Source organism: Paenibacillus sp. OK060 (assembly GCF_900101205.1).
Lineage (GTDB): Bacteria > Bacillota > Bacilli > Paenibacillales > Paenibacillaceae > Paenibacillus > Paenibacillus marchantiae.
The window spans coordinates 32,380-51,993 of the sequence record NZ_FNFR01000009.1 but is presented as its reverse complement, the minus strand read 5'-3'; the positions used below and the strand labels follow the sequence as shown (position 1 = coordinate 51,993).

17 protein-coding genes are annotated in these 19,614 nt (G+C 45.4%); 13 read left to right on the top strand and 4 right to left on the bottom strand.

Going from position 1 to position 19,614, the window contains the following annotated elements; genetic code table 11:
• Positions 1–39: 39 nt before the first annotated feature.
• Entirely contained in the window at positions 40–738 is a 699-nt protein-coding gene (locus BLS14_RS27020) for a response regulator transcription factor (protein WP_064640594.1), read from the bottom strand.
• A gap of 380 nt (positions 739–1,118) precedes the next feature.
• Here BLS14_RS27020 and BLS14_RS27015 point away from each other — a divergent pair, with 380 nt between their 5' ends.
• The 6 genes from BLS14_RS27015 to BLS14_RS26990 all read left to right on the top strand — a co-directional run bounded on the left by BLS14_RS27015 (position 1,119) and on the right by BLS14_RS26990 (position 9,821).
• On the top strand, positions 1,119–3,929 hold the full coding sequence (locus BLS14_RS27015; RefSeq protein WP_176854785.1) for an ATP-binding protein: 2,811 nt from the start codon (positions 1,119–1,121) through the stop codon (positions 3,927–3,929).
• A 331-nt stretch (positions 3,930–4,260) separates the two neighbouring features.
• Positions 4,261–5,607 carry a cytochrome ubiquinol oxidase subunit I gene (locus BLS14_RS27010; protein ID WP_063566586.1) on the top strand — a complete coding sequence of 449 codons (1,347 nt, stop codon included), beginning with the start codon at positions 4,261–4,263 and terminating at the stop codon, positions 5,605–5,607.
• Entirely contained in the window at positions 5,604–6,638 is a 1,035-nt protein-coding gene (locus tag BLS14_RS27005) for a cytochrome d ubiquinol oxidase subunit II (protein WP_063566587.1), read from the top strand. The genes BLS14_RS27010 and BLS14_RS27005 overlap by 4 nt, the downstream gene beginning before the upstream one ends.
• A complete protein-coding gene (locus tag BLS14_RS33595) occupies positions 6,635–6,844 on the top strand; it encodes a cytochrome bd oxidase small subunit CydS family protein (protein WP_179132274.1) in 210 nt (69 codons plus the stop codon). The genes BLS14_RS27005 and BLS14_RS33595 overlap by 4 nt, the downstream gene beginning before the upstream one ends.
• A gap of 71 nt (positions 6,845–6,915) precedes the next feature.
• Positions 6,916–7,980: an MBL fold metallo-hydrolase gene (locus BLS14_RS26995; protein WP_064640592.1), complete on the top strand. Its 1,065-nt coding sequence runs from the start codon at positions 6,916–6,918 to the stop codon at positions 7,978–7,980.
• A gap of 215 nt (positions 7,981–8,195) precedes the next feature.
• A complete protein-coding gene (locus BLS14_RS26990) occupies positions 8,196–9,821 on the top strand; it encodes an ABC-F family ATP-binding cassette domain-containing protein (protein WP_063566590.1) in 1,626 nt (541 codons plus the stop codon).
• A 167-nt stretch (positions 9,822–9,988) separates the two neighbouring features.
• On the opposite strand, the gene BLS14_RS26985 is transcribed toward BLS14_RS26990, so the two are convergent.
• Entirely contained in the window at positions 9,989–10,177 is a 189-nt protein-coding gene (locus BLS14_RS26985; RefSeq protein ID WP_063566591.1) for a hypothetical protein, read from the bottom strand.
• Between the two features lie 292 nt (positions 10,178–10,469).
• Here BLS14_RS26985 and BLS14_RS26980 point away from each other — a divergent pair, with 292 nt between their 5' ends.
• A complete protein-coding gene (locus BLS14_RS26980; RefSeq protein WP_063566592.1) occupies positions 10,470–11,360 on the top strand; it encodes a cation diffusion facilitator family transporter in 891 nt (296 codons plus the stop codon).
• Between the two features lie 105 nt (positions 11,361–11,465).
• Here the strand turns inward: BLS14_RS26980 and BLS14_RS26975 are convergent, their stop codons facing one another.
• On the bottom strand, positions 11,466–11,969 hold the full coding sequence (locus tag BLS14_RS26975) for a hypothetical protein (protein ID WP_090954767.1): 504 nt from the start codon (positions 11,967–11,969) through the stop codon (positions 11,466–11,468).
• 398 nt (positions 11,970–12,367) lie between these two features.
• Entirely contained in the window at positions 12,368–12,532 is a 165-nt protein-coding gene (locus tag BLS14_RS26970) for a DUF1328 domain-containing protein (protein ID WP_017692264.1), read from the bottom strand.
• Between the two features lie 219 nt (positions 12,533–12,751).
• Here BLS14_RS26970 and BLS14_RS26965 point away from each other — a divergent pair, with 219 nt between their 5' ends.
• The 6 genes from BLS14_RS26965 (at position 12,752) to BLS14_RS26945 (ending at position 19,579) form a co-directional block, all read left to right on the top strand.
• Entirely contained in the window at positions 12,752–13,264 is a 513-nt protein-coding gene (locus BLS14_RS26965) for a DUF948 domain-containing protein (protein WP_063566593.1), read from the top strand.
• Between the two features lie 87 nt (positions 13,265–13,351).
• The gene (locus tag BLS14_RS26960) at positions 13,352–13,864 is read left to right on the top strand and encodes a hypothetical protein (RefSeq protein WP_176854782.1); all 513 of its coding nucleotides are present in this window, start codon (positions 13,352–13,354) and stop codon (positions 13,862–13,864) included.
• A gap of 93 nt (positions 13,865–13,957) precedes the next feature.
• Positions 13,958–14,302, top strand: coding sequence for a YflT domain-containing protein (locus BLS14_RS26955; protein ID WP_064640589.1), 345 nt, complete (start codon positions 13,958–13,960; stop codon positions 14,300–14,302).
• A gap of 39 nt (positions 14,303–14,341) precedes the next feature.
• Entirely contained in the window at positions 14,342–14,509 is a 168-nt protein-coding gene (locus BLS14_RS32770) for a hypothetical protein (RefSeq protein ID WP_176854780.1), read from the top strand.
• A 184-nt stretch (positions 14,510–14,693) separates the two neighbouring features.
• Positions 14,694–15,863: a PP2C family protein-serine/threonine phosphatase gene (locus BLS14_RS26950; RefSeq protein ID WP_063566596.1), complete on the top strand. Its 1,170-nt coding sequence runs from the start codon at positions 14,694–14,696 to the stop codon at positions 15,861–15,863.
• Entirely contained in the window at positions 15,860–19,579 is a 3,720-nt protein-coding gene (locus tag BLS14_RS26945; RefSeq protein WP_090954761.1) for a response regulator, read from the top strand. Before BLS14_RS26950 ends, BLS14_RS26945 begins: the two co-directional genes overlap by 4 nt.
• The last annotated feature ends 35 nt before the right edge of the window (positions 19,580–19,614 follow it).

Below are 19,614 nucleotides of genomic sequence, written 5' to 3'. Positions count from 1 at the left end.
AGAGAGAGGACATGAGCCATTATTTCATTTCGGCGTGTACTAAATGACGTATTTATATCCCGTTCCCCAAACAGTCTTGATATACCTTGGATTTTTGGGGTCGGGTTCAATTTTTTTACGCAGGCTGGAGATGTGCACATCGATTGTACGGTCCAGATATGCCCGTTCTGAGCCTTTAATACGATCCATGAGTTCATTGCGGGTGAACACTTTGCCGGGATTTCGGTACAATTCCTTCATAATTTCAAACTCAATATGAGTGACCTCAATTTCAAGGCCATCCACAAACAAAGTTCTTCTGTACTCATTCACACTGACATGTCCAACAATTTCAGCAGGTTTGTCCTCTTTTATCGGCTTGTCCGGGTAGGAGATGGCCGATCTACGCAATAATGCCTTAATTCGTGCGTCAAGCTCTTTTAGACTAAAGGGTTTACAAAGAAAATCATCCGCACCATTGTGCAATGCTCGGAGCCGATCATTCAGCATGGTGCTGGCTGAGATCATTAATATGGGTACAGTCGAGTGTTGGCGAAACGCATCAACCAGATCATTACCGTCTGTTTCAGGCAGCATCAAGTCAGTCACTACAATATCGGGCTGGAATCGTGGGAAAAGTTGAAGTGCTTCGCGTGCATGATGGACCCGTTCAGTTATGTAACCCTCCTCCTCAAGAAAGAAAGCAATCATGTCGGCCAGATTTTTCTCATCTTCTATAAGAAGAACTTTGATAGACATTGAGGTCACACTCCTGATGAAATGAATTTGTTAAGAAACTTCTTAGAAAAAGCCGTAATATGTGTGGAAATGCTGCAAATTTTTTAATGTTTGTATTCCAGAATATAGGATGCATATGTAGTAAGTTCTATAGGGTTTCAGCTAAACTTCAGTATTTTACCATGAATGCAGCTCAATTGCCGATCATTCAAAATTTCCCAAAGCTACATCGAGTAGTTATTACAGTATAATGTATCAGAACGGTTTGAGGGAAATAAAGTAGATCTTACGAGCTTTAATCCATAGGAGGTACCAACGTTGTTGTTGAATGCAAACATAGAAATCAGTCATAAGGCCAGCTGCCTATGGACTACATAAAGGTAAATAAGGTGTTGGAGTGGATGGTAATCAAACTCCGTATTCCTTGGTTGGGTACGGCCATCCTAATTATCCTTGGTACGCTGGGAACGATATTTCCGCTGACTCTGTTTTATGGGGTACAGCTGTTGTTCGGCACAGCCGCAACTTTTATTGCCTTGCGCTTACATGGAGCCATATACGGATTCACTTCTTTGATAGCAATCTGTACCTTGGGTGTATTATTCGGGGGTCTAGTCCCAAATAGTTTTTTTATGATTGGCGCTCATACTATTGAATTAATCTGGATGCTGGGATGGCAGATCCGATGGAAGAATGGAAGTGTCATGAAGGCCAATGCTGCATTCTGGGTCGTGATGTTATTGCCAGTGACCTTTTATGGATATTTCATGATGAGCATGAATCTTGAAGAATTAAAGTATGGATATATGCATGTTGCTGTGACTAGCATGGTGAATGCACTAATTGCAGGTATTGTGGTGGACTTCTGGATTACCAATGGCGAGCTGAAGTCGAAACGGACAGGAACCATTCCGCTCACACGGATTGCTTTTAAATACGTCGTAGCTTTTGTAGTCGTTGTCTCTCTTGTTCTGTTATCGGCCGATAGCCGAAGACAGCTAGGTCAGATCAATGACACCATTGTATCTAATCTAAAACATGCTGCGAATGCTGTGATCAAGGATTTAAATGATCGATATCTAACCCAAGAGAACATGCATCAAAGTATGGAGCGTTATCATCATCTACTGGGTGTGAATGTCATCATTCTTGACCCAAATGATAAGGTCATTGCTTCTGGGCTGGATACGCTCCAAGTGGGAGAATACCTGGATATCAACAAATATCGTGTTCTCAAGCCAGGCGAGAACAGCATACTATTTCATTCCGGGGATGCTTATTATAGTGATGTACTTACTCACTGGAAACAGGCATCGTTCATGTACGAAGCAGATATGACTACAAGCACTCCATATCGAGTATTTGTTGAGACCAACTCAGCCAATTATTACACTCGGATTGAGGCGATCTACTTGACCACACTTCAATCTCTGTTCATCATTTTTGTGGCTTCCATGATTGTCGCCGCTCCTCTCAGCCGAAAAGTAATAAGTCCATTGAAGCGTCTTACACGCATGACTGGTTCTCTTCCGAGGCTGTTATTTCGTAATGGGGAGATGGAATGGCCAACCAGCCATGTAACAGAAGTACAGATACTGATTGGTAATTTGCGCAAAATGGCTGATGTGCTTCTAGAGCAATTCGAACAGATTCGTCAGGACAAGCTCACTCTGGAGGACAGGGTTAGAGAGCGAACCAAAGAACTGAAGAATAGTGAGGAGATCAAACGCGCTATTATTGATTCATCCATCGATGCCATTATTGCTGTAGATTCAAACGGACTGATTATCGAGTTTAATCCCGAAGCCGAAAGAATGTTTGGTCTGAAACGAGAAGAAGTAGTATTCGAGAAGGATGCTCCTTCCCTTTTTCAGGGAGCGAGCTGTATGGAAATCAAAGAAATGCTGGAAAGATTCGAATATATCCGGGGTAAACGGCATGTCATCGTCGAAGAGATCTCAGGTATCCGTTGGGATGGTTCGGTTTTTCCGATTGAGTATAAAATTGTAGAAATTCAATTGGGCAATAACGAAACGCTGTATAACTTGTTTATCAAGGATATTACCGAGCGCACAAGGGCTGAAGAAGATCGTGTACGTCATGCGCTGGCTCTGGAGAAGCTGAATGCGGAGCTGTTTCATGAAAAAGTTGCCATTCAGGAACAGCGTGACATCAGCGAGCATTTCATTGAATCCGTTCGGGAAGGTCTGGTCATGTCAGATCGTTCCGGCACCATCACAATAGTGAATAGAAGAATGGAAGAAATGTTTGGCCTCGGAGATTTTTCGGGCAGATCGATCGAAGATTTAGCCAATGCCATTGATACCCTGGTGTTAACCGCCGATTTCAATTTGGTTGAGCAGACTCGTGCTTTTCTGAACGGAGAACTGGCCTTTGTGGAGACTGAATTTATATTCAATGATGTGGAAAAGAGTGTATTTTCCCTGTACATGAAGCAAATGGATGTTCCCGGTAAAAACCATGGATTTCTCCTGGTATTCCGTGATCGTACGGAGGAAGAACGCCTGAATCGGATGAAAAACGAACTGATCAGCGTGGTGTCCCATGAGCTTCGTACCCCTGTAGCAACCATTATGGGCTATGTGGAACTAATGATGATGTATGATCTTCCCGCCTCACAGCGTCAGGACTTCATGGAGACCATTTCTTCGGAAGGCGCACGGCTGAGTAGTCTGCTGGATGATGTACTTGATATTCAACGTCTGGACAATGAAGGCATGACCTATCATAAGACGTATGTACCGTTGCTTGAGTTGGTTGAGGGTGTTGCTGAGCAATGGAATATGCAATCCATTCAGCGTATTTATGTACATGCGTTTAATGGAGACTTTTTTGCTTACGCGGACCAGAATCGGATGGTTCAGTTGCTGCATAATTTGGTAGGTAATGCAGTCAAGTACTCACCTGGAGCAGACCGAATTGATATTACGTTGTGGGAAGAAAAAGAATGGTTATGCATCGATGTACGTGATTATGGAATAGGTATTCCAGAGAACGTGCAGGACCTGCTATTTACGAAGTTTTATCGTGTGGACAATTCGGATCATCGTCAGATTGGCGGGACTGGACTGGGGCTTTACATTTCGCGCAAAATTGTAGAGGACCACCAGGGAACGCTTACCTTTATATCCGCGCCGCACAAAGGAAGTACGTTCAAGGTTCGATTGCCCAAGCAGGATGAACTCTTGTAGAGCAAGAGAGGTCTTTATTTGTTAGGATGGATGCTTTCATCCTGAAACAGGTAAAGGCTTTTTTTGTTTTTCAAAATTTCCCGGATAAAAAAACAACTTCTTTTGCAAACTGTCTATAGAGCCATAATTTGCATGCCATGCAAAAGGAGGACGGCAGGTCTATGTTCCGTAAACAAGAGAAAACCCTTATTATCGTCTGCCTAGTCGCAGCCGTGATCGTGCTGTATGCCGTTGTCAAAAGTATTATCCGGATCATGAGTTATTGAGGCATATCGTCACACAGGCGGTATGAAGTCGTACATAACGATTATGTGAAAGAGGAGTGTAACCCATGTCATCCCTGGATCCTGTTCTGCTCAGCCGGATGCTGACCGGTCTTACCCTGTTTGTGCACATCATTTTTGCTTCCATCGGTGTAGGCGTTCCACTCATGATCGCCTTGGCTGAATGGCGCGGACTGCGCACCAATGATATCCATTACACCTTGCTGGCGCGCAGATGGGCGCGAGGTTTCGTTATTACCGTTGCAGTTGGTGTAGTTACAGGCACCTCAATTGGTTTACAGCTCAGCCTGCTGTGGCCGATGTTTATGCGAGTAGCGGGGCAGGCGATTGCCTTGCCGCTGTTTATGGAGACGTTCGCCTTTTTTATAGAGGCCATCTTTCTTGGAATCTACCTTTACACATGGGACCGTTTCAAAAAGAAATATACCCATATGCTGCTGTTGATTCCGGTGGCTCTAGGATCCTCTGCCTCCGCGATATTCATTACAACGGTGAATTCTTTCATGAACCAGCCTCAGGGGTTTACCCTGATTAATGGCATCATGAAGGACATCCATCCAATTGCTGCGATGCTGAATCCGGCTACCCCGACCAAGGTATCTCACGTGCTCGCCTCGTCATACACATTGAGTGCGGGTATATTGGCAGGCATCGCCGCATTCAGCTTACTTCGTGGTCGGGATCATGTGTATTACAAAAAGGCTCTTAAGCTCACAACGGTATGTGCGCTCGTATTTGCGGTCAGCACCGTCATGATCGGAGATTCTTCCGGTAAATTTCTGGCGAAATACCAGCCGGAGAAGCTGGCCGCCGCAGAGTGGCATTTTAAAACGATGACGAAAGCGCCACTGGTCTATGGGGGTATCCTCGACGAGAACAATGAAGTGAAATACGCCATTGAGATCCCCTATGCACTCAGCATACTGGCGGGAAACAGACCGGACACGGAAGTGAAAGGACTTGAAGAATTTCCGGCCGATCTGAGGCCACCGTTGTCCATTCACTATATGTTTGACCTGAAAGTAACGACCGGCGTGATCATTCTGCTGATTCCGGTGCTTTATGTGTTCCGACGCTGGCTGCCGGGGCGCAAGCCTTATCCCAAATGGCTCTTGCTCGGCATCGTCCTGCTTGGACCCCTGGCCATGATTGCCATTGAGCTGGGCTGGATGTTCGCCGAGGTCGGCAGACAGCCGTGGATATTGCGCGGTTACATGAAGGTATCGGAAGCAGCAACAACATCGTCCTCCGTAGGCTGGATGCTGGTTCTGTTTATTCTGCTGTACCTGATCCTTTGCTTTTCAGCGATTCGGGTACTCAGCAAGCTGTTCCGTAACAAGGAAGCAGAGAAGGAACTGGAGTCTCTTGGTCTGGAAGGAGGGATCGTGCATTGAGCTTTGAAATTGCAGGCATCGCGATCTTGTGGACGTTTCTGTTTGGATATCTGATCGTGGCTTCGATTGATTTTGGGGCCGGATTTTTCAGCTTTTACAGCATATTAACCGGACACGAGAACAAAATCCATAACATTATTCAGCGCTATCTCTCACCCGTGTGGGAAGTGACGAATGTGTTTCTGATCTTTTTTGTTGTTGGTCTGGTCGGATTTTATCCGGATAGCGCTTTTTATTATGGGACAGCGCTGCTTGTTCCAGGTTCATTAGCGATTGTGCTGCTTGCGATCCGGGGCGTGTACTACGCCTATAATACCTATGGGAACAATGGTCAGAACAGCCGGATTTACATGGCATTGTATGGAGCGACGGGATTGCTGATTCCGGCGGTGTTTTCCACCATTTTGGCGATATCCGAAGGTGGAATTATTGAGCAGGTGGGTGATCAGGTATTTTTTCGCTGGCGTGAGTTTTTGACGAATCCGTATACCTGGTCTGTTGTATTGCTTGCACTGGTAAGTGTGCTCTATATCTCAGCGATGTTTCTTTCCTACTATGCCAAGCGGGCGGAGGATGAGACAGCGTTTGAAGTTCTTCGGGAGTATGCACTCTTATGGAGTCTGCCTACGATTTTTGCCAGCTTTCTGGCATTTTTACAGATTAACAAACAGAATCCCGCACACTTTGAGCAGATGTTAAATATCTCATGGATGTTTATCGCATCTTTTATCTGTTTTGTGATCGCCGTCTCGCTGGTGTGGAAACGTAAATATTTGGGCTGGTGTTTTATCGCCGTGATGCTGCAGTTCGCCTTTGCCTGGTACGGCTATGGGCGCTCGCATCTTCCATACATTCTGTATCCGTACATTAATATTTTCGACAGCTTTACGAACAAGACGATGGGTATTGCGCTCATTACGGCGTTCAGCCTGGGACTGCTGGTGCTCATTCCTTCACTCGTGCTCATTATGAAGCTGTTTCTGTTTGATGCCAATTATGTGCGAGGTAATGCTGGCAAAAAGAAAGGATGAGTCCGTTCATGCTTCCCAACAAGCTGTTCATCATGCTTCCAAGGTTACTTCTCAGCTCTGACGAGGGAGTGAGGGGTATTCCCGGTATAACGGGATTAAGTTTTTTTGAGACCTTTACGATAATGTACGCCCCACCACTAATTATCGTGGCTGCAATTGCGTTTTTGTTCGTCTACTTGGCGAAGTGCAAAAATCCAAAGGATTGATTCGTTGGTACGTACTTTCCAATTCGGGGTAATCTTTTGTTAAGATACGAGGAAGGGAGGAGGGCCCTTTCATGCCGAAAATCCGTTATAACAACATTGATAATGTAAGTACGGACAAAACGCTGAAGGAATTCAAGCAATGGAGGGAGCAACGGCGCAGCAAAGTTAAGGATTATTCCTACACCGTGCCCAAGCACCCACCTGAACTGGATTATCTGCACGCCAACCGGGCTGAAACCACGATTACCTGGATTGGTCATTCCACGTTTTTCATTCAATATCATGGACTAAACATCGTGACAGACCCGGTCTGGGCCGAAAAAATGGGGTTTCAGCGCAGACTCGGTGCCCCTGGCATTCCGATTCAGGATATTCCGCCTCTGGATGTCATTTTGATCTCGCATTCTCACTATGATCATTTGCATCTCGCATCGCTGCGGAAGTTGGTCACAGCCAAGACACTGCTCATCGTTCCCGATGGTCTCAAGCGCAAAATGGTGCGCAAAGGTTTCCATCGGTGTCATGAGATGAAGTGGTGGGAACATATTACGCTTGGCGGGGTCAAAATAACCTTTGTACCCGCGCAGCACTGGACACGCCGAACCCTATTTGATACCAACACGTCCCATTGGGGCGGTTATGTATTGGAACAAAATCACCCGGCAGTCATTCCGTCGGAGGAGAGTGCCGCGACGAGCGAAGGACATGGTCATGAAATTTCCCGAGCAGCAGGAACGGATGAGTCAATAGAGGCATCGGCTGATCAATCTTCTGGCGGTCCGCCAATCATTTATTTTGTAGGGGATACAGGATACTTTCAGGGATTCAAAACGATTGGAGAACGCTTCGACATCGGTGTTACCCTGATGCCAATCGGTGCGTACGACCCGGAATGGTTCATGACATCCCAGCATGTGACGCCGGAAGAAGCGTTGCAGGGATTTGTAGAAACGGGTTCCCAGCTTATGGTTCCCATGCATTATGGAACATTTAAGTTAGCGGATGACACACCTAAGGAAGCGCTGGATCGAATGGAAGTTGAACGAGAACGACTTGGAATCAACGCAGAGCGCATTCGGGTGCTCGGACATGGGGAAACATTGCGTATTCGACACGAAGAAAGCAAACAGGACTAACAAAAGTGATCCAAATATGCTAATGTAAGGGTATATCCGCATGAATAAACGATTACCAAATCTTTAACGAGTAAAAAGCGGCCAATTTTCGAATTTGCCGCTTTTTTGTGTTATAATATGGTGCCAGAATAGGCATCGGGATATTGAATCCAAGATTAATGCAAGTTGCTATTCATGCAGTATGCAGATTAATAAATAAAGGATGGTAATGCTTAATGATCAGTACAAGCGGCATCACGCTTCGCTACGGAAAACGTGCACTCTTTGAAGATGTGAATATCAAATTCACACCAGGCAACTGTTACGGCCTGATCGGCGCCAATGGAGCCGGCAAATCAACATTTTTGAAAATTTTGTCCGGTGAAATCGAATCGAACTCGGGAGAGGTGCACATCACCCCGGGCGAACGCATGGCCGTATTGAAGCAAAACCACTTCGAATATGATGAATATCAAGTGCTCGAAACGGTAATTATGGGCCACAGTCGCCTCTATGCCATTATGAAAGAGAAAGATACGCTGTATGCCAAAGCGGACTTCACTGAAGAAGACGGCCTGCGTGCCGGAGAGCTTGAAGGCGAGTTTGCTGAGCTGAACGGTTGGGATGCTGAGCCGGATGCAGCGGCACTCTTGATCGGTCTGGGTATCGATCGTGATATGCATGAGAAGAAAATGGTTGAACTGAGCGGTAACGAAAAAGTTCGTGTCCTACTTGCACAAGCCTTGTTTGGTCGTCCAAACAACCTGTTGCTCGATGAGCCTACCAACCACTTGGATCTCGAATCCATTCAATGGCTGGAAAACTTCCTCATGGACTATGAAGGTACCGTTATTGTAGTATCCCATGACCGTCACTTCCTGAACAAAGTATGTACACACATTGCAGATATCGATTTCGGTAAAATCCAGCTGTACGTAGGTAACTACGATTTCTGGTATGAATCCAGCCAATTGGCACTTGCTTTGCAACGTGATGCTAATAAGAAAAAAGAAGAGAAGATTAAAGACTTGCAAGCCTTTATTCAACGCTTCTCGGCGAATGCTTCCAAATCGAAGCAAGCGACCTCCCGGAAGAAACAACTCGACAAAATCACGCTGGATGACCTTCGTCCATCAAACCGTAAGTATCCGTTTATCAACTTCAAGCCTGAGCGTGAAGCCGGTAAACAATTGTTGACCGTTGACCGTATCAACAAAACAATTGATGGTGTGAACATGCTGAATGATCTCAGCTTTGTGGTGAATAAAGGGGATAAGATTGCCTTTGTTGGCCCGAACGGTAATGCCAAATCATTGTTGTTTGATATCCTTATGGGTGAAACAGAAGCGGATAGTGGCGAATACACTTGGGGTATCACTACAACCCAGGCTTATTTCCCGAAAGACAACTCCAAATATTTTGACGGAGTAGATATGAGTCTCGTGGACTGGCTTCGTCAATATTCCAAAGATCAGGATGAAACGTACCTGCGTGGATTCTTGGGTCGTATGTTGTTCTCAGGCGAGGAATCCCTGAAAAAAGCAAGTGTACTCTCCGGGGGAGAGAAAGTTCGTTGTATGTTGGCGAAAATGATGCAAACAGGCGCTAACGCTCTGATTCTAGATGAGCCAACGAACCACTTGGATCTGGAGTCCATTACCGCACTGAACAACGGTATGATTGATTTTGACGGCACCATGCTGTTTACATCCCATGACCATCAGTTCATTCAAACCATCGCTAACCGGATTATTGAAATCACGCCAAACGGCGTTATTGATCGCCAAATGAGCTATGATGAGTACCTGGAAAGTGACGAAATTAAAGAATTGCGTAACAAAATGTATCCGGTAGAAGCTTAAGATAAGCTATTCTGTCTACATTGAGTATGGTTAACGTAGTTAACTATACGTTCTTATAAAAGATAAAAAGAACCGGAAGCTCTCCAGAGGAGGCTTGCGGTTCTTTTTTGGTCATACAGGGTGATCCTGTAACCATAGAAACATCTCATACAAGAGCTTCTTGCGGTCTAGGATCCGCCAGTACGGCGGCGCTGATTGTTAGGCTTTTTGTTGTTTTGGCTCTTCATTGCTTTAGGGCCGCCTTCAAAATAGGCACTGGATTGGTTACCCGTGTTTGCCTGTTCTTTCTTCTGTGCCAGTTTCTGGCGTATGGCATCCTGCAAACTGACCTTTTTCGGTTCGTTATTATCGCTCATCGTTATTTCCCTCCCGGTCTTACAGTAAGCCGTCCAAATTGGACGGGATGTACTCATTTTATACGTTTTACAAAAGCCCCACAAGGGCAACCTGATAAAATGCTGAAAACCTTCACTTTTTTGACTGAGCCAACATTTTTTCTCTTCACCTACAGCCCTGCGGTCTGGCAACTTTGTTTCGGCTTCCCTACAGCAATGCAGCTTGGCAACACTGTTTCTATAGACCCACACGGTACGCATTTGGTAACATGGAACAACCGTAATACGAAACGTTAAAGGAGTGTCGCCCGGTTTGAACGCCTACGAAGAAATACGCAAAGGAGAGCGCGGGGCTTGGGTCAGTATTGTGGCCTATCTGGTCTTGTCTGCTTTTAAATTGATCTGCGGATATTTGTTTGCTTCCAGCGCTTTGCTGGCGGATGGTTTTAATAACCTTACAGATATTGTTGCGTCGGTTGCTGTATTGATCGGACTTCGCATATCCCAGAAGCCACCTGATTCCGATCATGCCTATGGTCACTTTAGAGCGGAAACAGTCGCTGCCCTAATTGCTTCATTTATTATGGCCATGGTTGGCCTGCAGGTATTGGTTGAAGCAGTTCGTTCCTGGTATGAAGGAAACTTTGTAGCACCAAATCTGTGGTCAGCAGCAGTTGCCGTTGTCTGTGCGCTGGTAATGCTGGGCGTATATCGTTACAATCATCGTCTTGCCAAACAAATTAACAGTCAGGCCCTGATGGCTGCGGCCAAAGATAATCGTTCGGATGCCTGGGTCAGCATAGGGGCTGCGATCGGGATCATCGGTGCACAATTTGGCCTTCCTTGGTTGGACAAAGTAGCTGCAATTGCTGTAGGTCTGTTGATTTGTAAAACAGCTTGGGAGATTTTCCGTGATTCAACACATCGTCTGACAGACGGATTTGATCAGAAAGAACTGACAGACCTAAGATCCTCTGTGGCGCGGGTTCCTGGTGTAGAAATGATCAAGGACGTGAAGGCGCGTGTGCACGGCAGTCATGTACTGGTGGATGTGGTTATTGAGGTGGATGGAGGACTGAGCCTGATCGAAGGTCATCAGATCTGTGACCGGGTCGAAGAGCGCTTGAAACGTTCACATAACATTATGCATGTACATGTGCATGTGGAGCCGAAGATGGAAGAAGGAACGACGGAAAGTCCTTGAAATGGGTAGGGACAAACCGGAAATAAGCGCATTTTCAAATGAAAAGAGGACAGCCGCTGCCTGCGTGCTGTCCTCTTTACTTATCGTTAGAACGATTATACGATACTATTGAATAGCAACATGGATCCAAGCTTTACCTTTCCATGTATACACTTGTACCCATTGACCACCATCGAATCCATCTACAACTTCACCTGTCGTATCGATGACTTGGGAACCCAGTGCACCGATTGGTTTGCCATTAGGTGCATCATAGAACCATGTGCGCTCCAACAGGTTGAGCAGCATTGTAGGGACCAGAACCTCATCTCCTGCTTTCACAACAGGCTCATCAAAGATTTTGTCATCCTTTGTTGAAGTTGTTGTTTCAGTAGTCGTTGAAGTACCTTCTGTACCCGTTGTGTCTACTGTTGTGCCAGTTACGGTCTCAGCTGTGCCTTCTACAGTGTCTACAGCAGGTTTGTTCACTTCAACAGCTGGCGTTGTTGTGGTTGTAGGAGTTCCTGTTTCTGGAGCTACCGTTCCGGTAACCGCTTCCTCAGCACCTGCGGCAGCAGCCATGGATCCCATCAAAGTCAGAGCAGCGGCAAAACTTACGATTTTTTTCATTTGTTTTTCCTCCTCGGTTAGGTATGTAGTTTGTTGTCCTGTGTTAAAAGTAACCAAGCAAGCTCACTTGTGAATCACAAATTATAACAATATTTTCTTGGATTCTCCAGTGTCAACTGGAGCATATGTGGGTATAAGGAGAGCCTGTAAATATCATACTTCGGTGGGAGAAAACCGGGTTGGCTATGTCATAATGGTCCTGTTTTTATGATGTAATCGGGGAGAAGCGATGAATAGACCAGAAGGGAGCGTAATACATAATAGAGAGAAGTCGTAATGTGCTTGGGGAAGAATTGTTGCAAAAAAAGATATTATGAACGCACAAAAGCCTACCGGCTTTTGCAAGCGCGATAGGCTTTTGTATGTATCGAGTGCTGTTCATAATTGGGAAGCCCTATTCATCGCATTCGACTGCGTCCCGTAATCAGGGAGATGACGAACAGAACAACAAAGATGAAGAAGAGTACTTTGGCAATCGAAGCAGCTGCTTCAACAATACCGAAGAATCCGAAAATACCTGCAACAAGAGCAATAATTAGAAATAGTACCGACCATTTCAACATGTGTATCATCCTTTCGTTTATAGAACTTGGTAGCGAGAAGTGTTCGTCTCACTGCCGTGTGTAGTTGTTCTTTAACCGAGGCCTTTAGGGTTGAAACATTGCGATATTTTACCAGGAGGAGTTGTTTTTACAGTTCATATCCTATTTGTTTCGCCTCGGAATGGGTCGGGTAACTAAGCAATAACAAAACCGATTTATACTGGAAAGTGAGGTTCTTTTATGATCTATCAAATTAGTGTGGCTTTAATTGCAATTGCATTTGCAGTACTTGTATTCTTTTTAATTCGTACCTTGAAGTCCGCTCAGGGTTCACTCGACAATGTGTCACAGACACTGCAGGAAGTTCAGAAGACCATTGATGAGCTTAGTTATGAAGTTAAACAGACGGTAAGGCATGCCAATGATATTACAGTTGATGTGCAGCACAAAATGAAACAAATTGATCCTGTTATGGAATCTGTACAGAATCTGGGTGAAGTGCTGAACGAAGTGACGGAAGCAGCAAAGCAGGTGTCATCCACTTTGATGGCCAAGTTTCAGACGAAACGCAGCAGCACTGAACAGAACAAACGTTCAGAAGTAGCGAATGTAGTACAGACGCCGCCTGCTACACCGACAGATCGGACACTGCAATCCTATGAAGCTACATATCATGATGATGCCAAAGGCGGAAAAGGCTGGCTGAAATATGTGGATGTAGCCGCTAATGTATGGCAACGTATGCGGAAATAGCATGACCGTTTTGTAATTAATAGAAGTCTTCAGAGCGGTGATGAACCTGATGAAAGGGTGAGAATCATGATGAAACTACTGCTTGTTATGTTTAGCGTAATTTCTCCCTTTTCCGTTCAACCGGCAGCGGTACCCGCTGCTCATGATATGCAATGGACGGTAGTGGAAGAGGAGACACCAGAGATCATTCTGGCTGCTGATCGATCCGGACCTGTCCAGCACTTTCGGACTCTGAATGACATTTCTCTGGATGACAGCATAAATGATATTTTAGCCAATAAAGGCAAACCGGTTCATAAGGAACTTGATCCATACCTGGGTTGCCCTGAGTATCAATTCAAAGATGTAACGGTGGGGCTCTGCGAAGATACAGGAGTGGTCAATTATGTGCATATTGATGCTTCCGAGAAACGTCTGAAGCTTAATCAGGAATGGATTGATATGAATATTGAGGCCATTCGAGATGTTTTGGGCAAGCCGTATTATGTAGCAGAGGATGGAGAAGTATTTCTTCGAGGAAGTCAGGCGCTGAAAGTATATATGAAGCCAGGCTCCAATCATATTGAAGGAATAGACCTCTTTGATGAATCGGTTTCCTAGGATTGGTTAATCCAGAAACGTTTCAACCCGATATCGTATGGTTATATACTAAGTAGCTCGATAAAGAAGAATAATCAGAGGAGAGTGGAAACGATGAATTCAACCAATGCGCAAGCTTATGCAAAAGTGGTAGAAAACGGAGTCCAAGCGGTAGAAGCGGTGAAAGAATTGCAGATTACCGGATACCTTGCTGATCATATCTTCGTTCTAGCCCATGAAAAGGATCGTACAGATCGGATTGCCGATACGGCAGATGCCAAAGAGATTGGCATCAAGGAAGAAGGCGTATTTGATTCCTTGGCGAATCTGTTCCGCTCCCGCGGTGATGAACTCCGGGCCAAAATTGTTTCGATGGGCTTCACCGAAGCTGAGGCAGATTTTTACGAGAGTGAACTCGATAAAGGCAAAGTACTTGTGATTGCCAAAAAGAAAGAATAGCTTAGCCGATACAAACACGTAAGCTGGAGCCTTCTGAGAATGGACAAGCTTCAGAATCAAGTATTTTGCATCATTCAAAAGAGCTTTCAAGTTGATGACGCAGAATGCTTAACCAAAAACATAGATAAGGAATGGGGATATCCCCATTCCTTATCTATGTTTTTGCAAGTTTGGAAGCGGGATCAGGACGCAGCAAAAACAGGGTAACAAGCGGGTGAATTCTCCTGCGATGGTGCCATTTACTGATAGAAGTTTTTTGATAATACGATTATAGTTATACTAGGAATTATTATGTCTACCGCTGTGTTGTATGCGAAATTTGTATAATTAAGGTTGTTAGATGACCTGATAAGAATCGACAAACCCGGACGCCACAGATAAGGAGATAGAAATGAGAATACTTATTGTTGACGACAATCCGACGAATGTCATTATCATTCGAGAAATTCTGAAAAAAGAAAACTATCGTGACATTGTAACGGCAAGTTCTGCCATGGAGATGTTTGAAGTCCTTGGGATTGGTGAGGAAAACAATGAACTTCGTCCCAAACCGTCGGATATTGACCTGATTTTGCTAGATATGATGATGCCAGAGATGGATGGAATCGAAGCATGCAGTATTGTGCAGAAATTTGAAAATCTCAAGGATATACCCATTATTATGGTAACCGCGATCGGAGATTCCAAGAAATTGGCCGAGGCGCTGGATGCAGGTGCATCCGATTATGTGACTAAACCTATTAACAAAGTCGAACTGATGGCTAGAATCCGTCTTGCACTTCGTTTGAAACAAGAGAAGGATTGGCATAAAGAGCGTGATCAACGGATTCAGGATGAACTGAAACTTGCGGCAATGGTACAGAATGCTGTGTTAAGCCCAGCGATTGAAGATCCATTGTTCCACGTTAATGCAATTTACAAACCTTCGTTTGAACTTGCGGGTGATCTGTATTCGTGGTATCCGCTTGGTGAAGGCAGATATGGAGTCCTATTGCTGGATATGATGGGGCATGGGATATCTTCATCCCTATTTACCATGTTCATTGCTTCCGTGCTGAAAGACACCGTTACAACGTATGTAGACCCGGAGAAGGTTATTCAGGAACTGAATCGTCGCTTTAATCAGTTGCATCTGGAAAAACAGCTGGTGCAGTACTATTTTACAGCGATATATCTGGTCGTAGATACGCGAATGAAGCGAATTGATTATGTTAACGCAGGTCACCCGCCAGCACTCTTTTTCCGCCAGGACGGAAGTGTGACAACGCTTGATAGCGTCTGCTGTCCTGTAGGCCTGTTCGACAAGATGGATATTGAACCACAGACCATTCACTATGAAGGCGAGGGGCATATCGCCCTTTATACGGATGGTTTGACTGAAGCCGTCCAGGGTGATCAGGAAATGCAGCAGGCATTTTTGAAGGAAAAACTGGCGGGTTCCCATCAGTGGGATGAAGCGGCCATGCAGGCGTTGTTCTTCGATGATGAGATTCCGCAGGAGCGGGATGATGATAAATGTTTGGTATGGATTACCTTAAATAAAGGGGTCGAAGCTGAATGAAGATCAGAAATAAACTGCTGATTGGCTTTACAGCTCTGATGGCCATTATGATTGTGCTTACGTTTGTGAGTTACGAACGGCTGAACAGCAGCAATAAACAGATCGATCAGATGTATCAGGAGCGATACCTCAAAGTCAGATATACTTCTGCTGCACGTGGAGAGGTCAATGATATAGCCAAAGTGCTGGCTAACTTGTTGCTGAATCCCAACAATTCGATAAGTGCTGCAGACGGCGATTTGAAGGAGATGCAGAAAAAAGGCGAAGGCTACCTTGAGGAAGTGCGGGATCGGGCGGACAGCGCACCAGAGCATCAACTGGTGGATCGTGTGAATACGGCCTGGGAAGCTTATAATGCTTATGCTGAAAGACAGGTCAGTTTGATGTCTCAGAATCGGGCAGAGGATGCCAATAACTACCGGAACTCAATCGGTTTGGCAGTGCAAAAGGAAGCTGTAGACAGCCTGAATGCCCTATCCCGTTATCAAGACCAGGAGATAGATACCGAGATTAAGGATGCGAACGCAGCCTATATGCGCGCGGTACAGATTACAGTAGCCATCATGATTGCCGGATTACTACTCGCGTTGGGTGTCATTATGTGGGTGCTGCCAAGTATTACACGCGGTCTGAATACCGTGTCCATGATGATTACCAGTTTTGGCAAAGGGCGTTATCGAACCATTCGCCGCATACAGGTGAAGTCTACCGACGAGATTGGTCAGATTGCCAGTGTGTTCAAGGATGTATCCAATGATTTGGAAGAAAAACTGGAAGTCGAGAAAGCTTATTTACAAGCACAGCAAGATCAGAATTGGATGAGTTCGAACATTGCTAGAGTTCCAGAATTGTTGCGGGGTATAGGGTCGATTCGTCAGATCTCGCAGATGTTTATCAGCGAATTTACACCTGTGCTTGGAGCTCAACTAGGTGTCGTATACCTGATCGATGAAGAGAAACATCCAGACGAACTGAGACGTTATGGGGCTTATGCGTTTGAAGAAAATGAAGATGTTGGCAAAGAGGTTTACCGTATCGGCGAGGGGTTAATTGGTCAAGCCGCATTGGATATGACACCAATTATTCTGGAAAAAACTCCAGAGGATTATGTGAACATCGGGTCAGCAACAGGATCATCGCGTGCTTCTGGTGTGATGATCTATCCTGTCGTATTTGAGGATGAACTGATTGGCGTTGTCGAACTGGCTTCGTTTGAAGGGTTCACGAATCTGCATACACAGTTGTTCTCACAACTGATTATGAATTTGGGCGTTATTCTTAACAACGTTCGTCGTCGTTTGCGGGTGGAGGAATTGCTGCGTGAATCCCAGGCGCTCACTGAGGAATTGCAGGTGCAATCCGAAGAGCTACAGACACAGCAAGAGGAGCTGCGCCGTTCGAATGAGAATCTGGAAGAACAGACGGGAGCTCTCAAACGTTCTGAAGAGCTGTTACAGCGTCAACAGGAAGAATTGGAGCACTTCAATACTGAGCTGATTGCCAAGACTCGTGCACTGGAAGAACAGGTACGTGAAGTGGAAGAGAAGAACGACGAGATTGAGAAAACCAAAACTCAGTTGGAACAGCAAGCCATGCAATTGTCGATGACGAGTAAGTACAAGTCAGAATTTTTGGCAAATATGTCGCATGAATTGCGCACACCACTTAACAGTCTTCTGATCCTGTCCCAATTGTTATCCGAGAATAAGGATGGAAACCTGAGTGTTAAACAGCAGGAATATGCCCAGACGATCTATATGTCCGGTGCGGATTTGCTGAAAATGATTGATGAAATTTTGGATCTGTCCAAGGTGGATGCGGGCAAAATGGATATCAATTATGAGACGGTGCGCATGGAAGAACTGACCAGCTTTGTTCAACAAAATTTTGGCCCAATGGCGAACAAAAAAGAACTCAACCTGAACATTGAGTTCGACAGCAATTTGCCGGAATGGGTATATACCGACAGCCACCGCGTCAAACAGATTTTACGGAATCTGTTGTCGAACGCGTTCAAGTTTACGAACCGTGGATCTGTAAGCCTGATTGGGCGGAAGATGAAAATGGAAGAGCTTCCTGGGTACCTGAATACGAACCAGGAATACGTAGGCTTCACCGTGAAGGATACCGGGATTGGAATTCCATCGGACAAGACGGATCTGATCTTTGAAGCATTCCAGCAGGTAGACGGTACAACCAGCCGCAAATATGGCGGCACGGGCCTGGGATTGTCCATAAGTCGCGAACTTGCCCGCCTGCTTGGCGGTGCTATTCAGGTAGAGTCTTCCGAAGGTGTGGGCAGTAGCTTTACCTTGTTCCTGCCGGATAATCACGAAGAGGAGGTTCAGGTGGACGACGCGGCAAGAGAAGCCGCTGCTGCTTCTCAGATTGAAAACTTCGGAAGAGACTCACAGACGATGCGTTCAGGCAGACAGACCGTGCTGACACCTGATACGGAAAGCATTTCAATTATGGAGCTGCCTCAATCCGACTCCCCTGTACCTGTACAATTGGAGGATGATCAGGAAAACCTCTTGGAAGGTGACAAGATTCTCCTCATTATTGAGGACGATGTGAATTTTGCGCACATTTTGATGGATATGGCGAGAGGCAGAGGATTTAAGGCTATTGTGGCGCTTCAGGGAGACATAGGACTCGAAATGGCCCGTCAATATTTGCCGGATGCGATTATCCTCGATATCCAGTTGCCTGTGATGGATGGCTGGGCGATTCTGGGTGAGTTGAAAAGCAGCTCGGCGACACGTCATATCCCGGTACATGTCATTTCGGTTATTGATGATATGAAACAAGGTTTGATGATGGGAGCCATTGCTTATCTGAAAAAACCTTCCAGTAAAGATTCGCTGGATAAAGCTTTCTCGCATATCGAATCCTATACAGAGAATCAATTGAAACGCCTATTGATTGTGGAAGATGATGAAATACAGCGGAAAGCCATCATTGAACTGATTGGCCACGATGATGTTGCAATCACAGCAGTCTCCACTGGCAGTGAGGCCTTGAATGAATTGCATAGTCAACGCTATGATTGCATGGTTCTGGACTTGATGCTGACAGATATGACCGGATTCGAGCTGCTTGACCAGATTCGGGACGATCAGTACTTGAATGATCTTCCGATCATTATTTATACAGGCAAAGAGCTGGACAGCAAAGAAGAGATGAAGCTTCGCAAATATGCGGAGTCCATTATTATCAAAGACGTGAAGTCACCTGAACGTCTGCTCGATGAGACGACCTTGTTCTTGCACCGGGTAGAAGCTAACCTGCCGGAAGACAAGCGTCGAATTCTGCAGAAGCTGCATAATAAGGAAACCTTGTTTGAAGGCAAGAAAATATTGCTAGTGGATGACGACATCCGTAATGTATTTGCCCTTTCAAGCGTGCTTGAAGGCTATCGCATGGATGTGACATTTGCGGAGAACGGCCGTGAAGCTCTGGAGATTCTGGATAAGAACCCGGAGATTGATCTAGTATTAATGGATATGATGATGCCGGAGATGGACGGTTATGAGGCCATGACACGGATCAGACAGATACCGAAGTTCGAAAAATTGCCAATTATCGCCTTAACCGCAAAAGCCATGAAAGAGGATCGTGGCAAGTGTATCGAGGCTGGAGCGTCCGATTATGTAAAAAAACCGATCCAAACGGATCAATTGTTATCCCTAATGCGGGTATGGCTGTATTCGTAACCCGATAGTTTGGGTAATGAAGGACAATACATCTA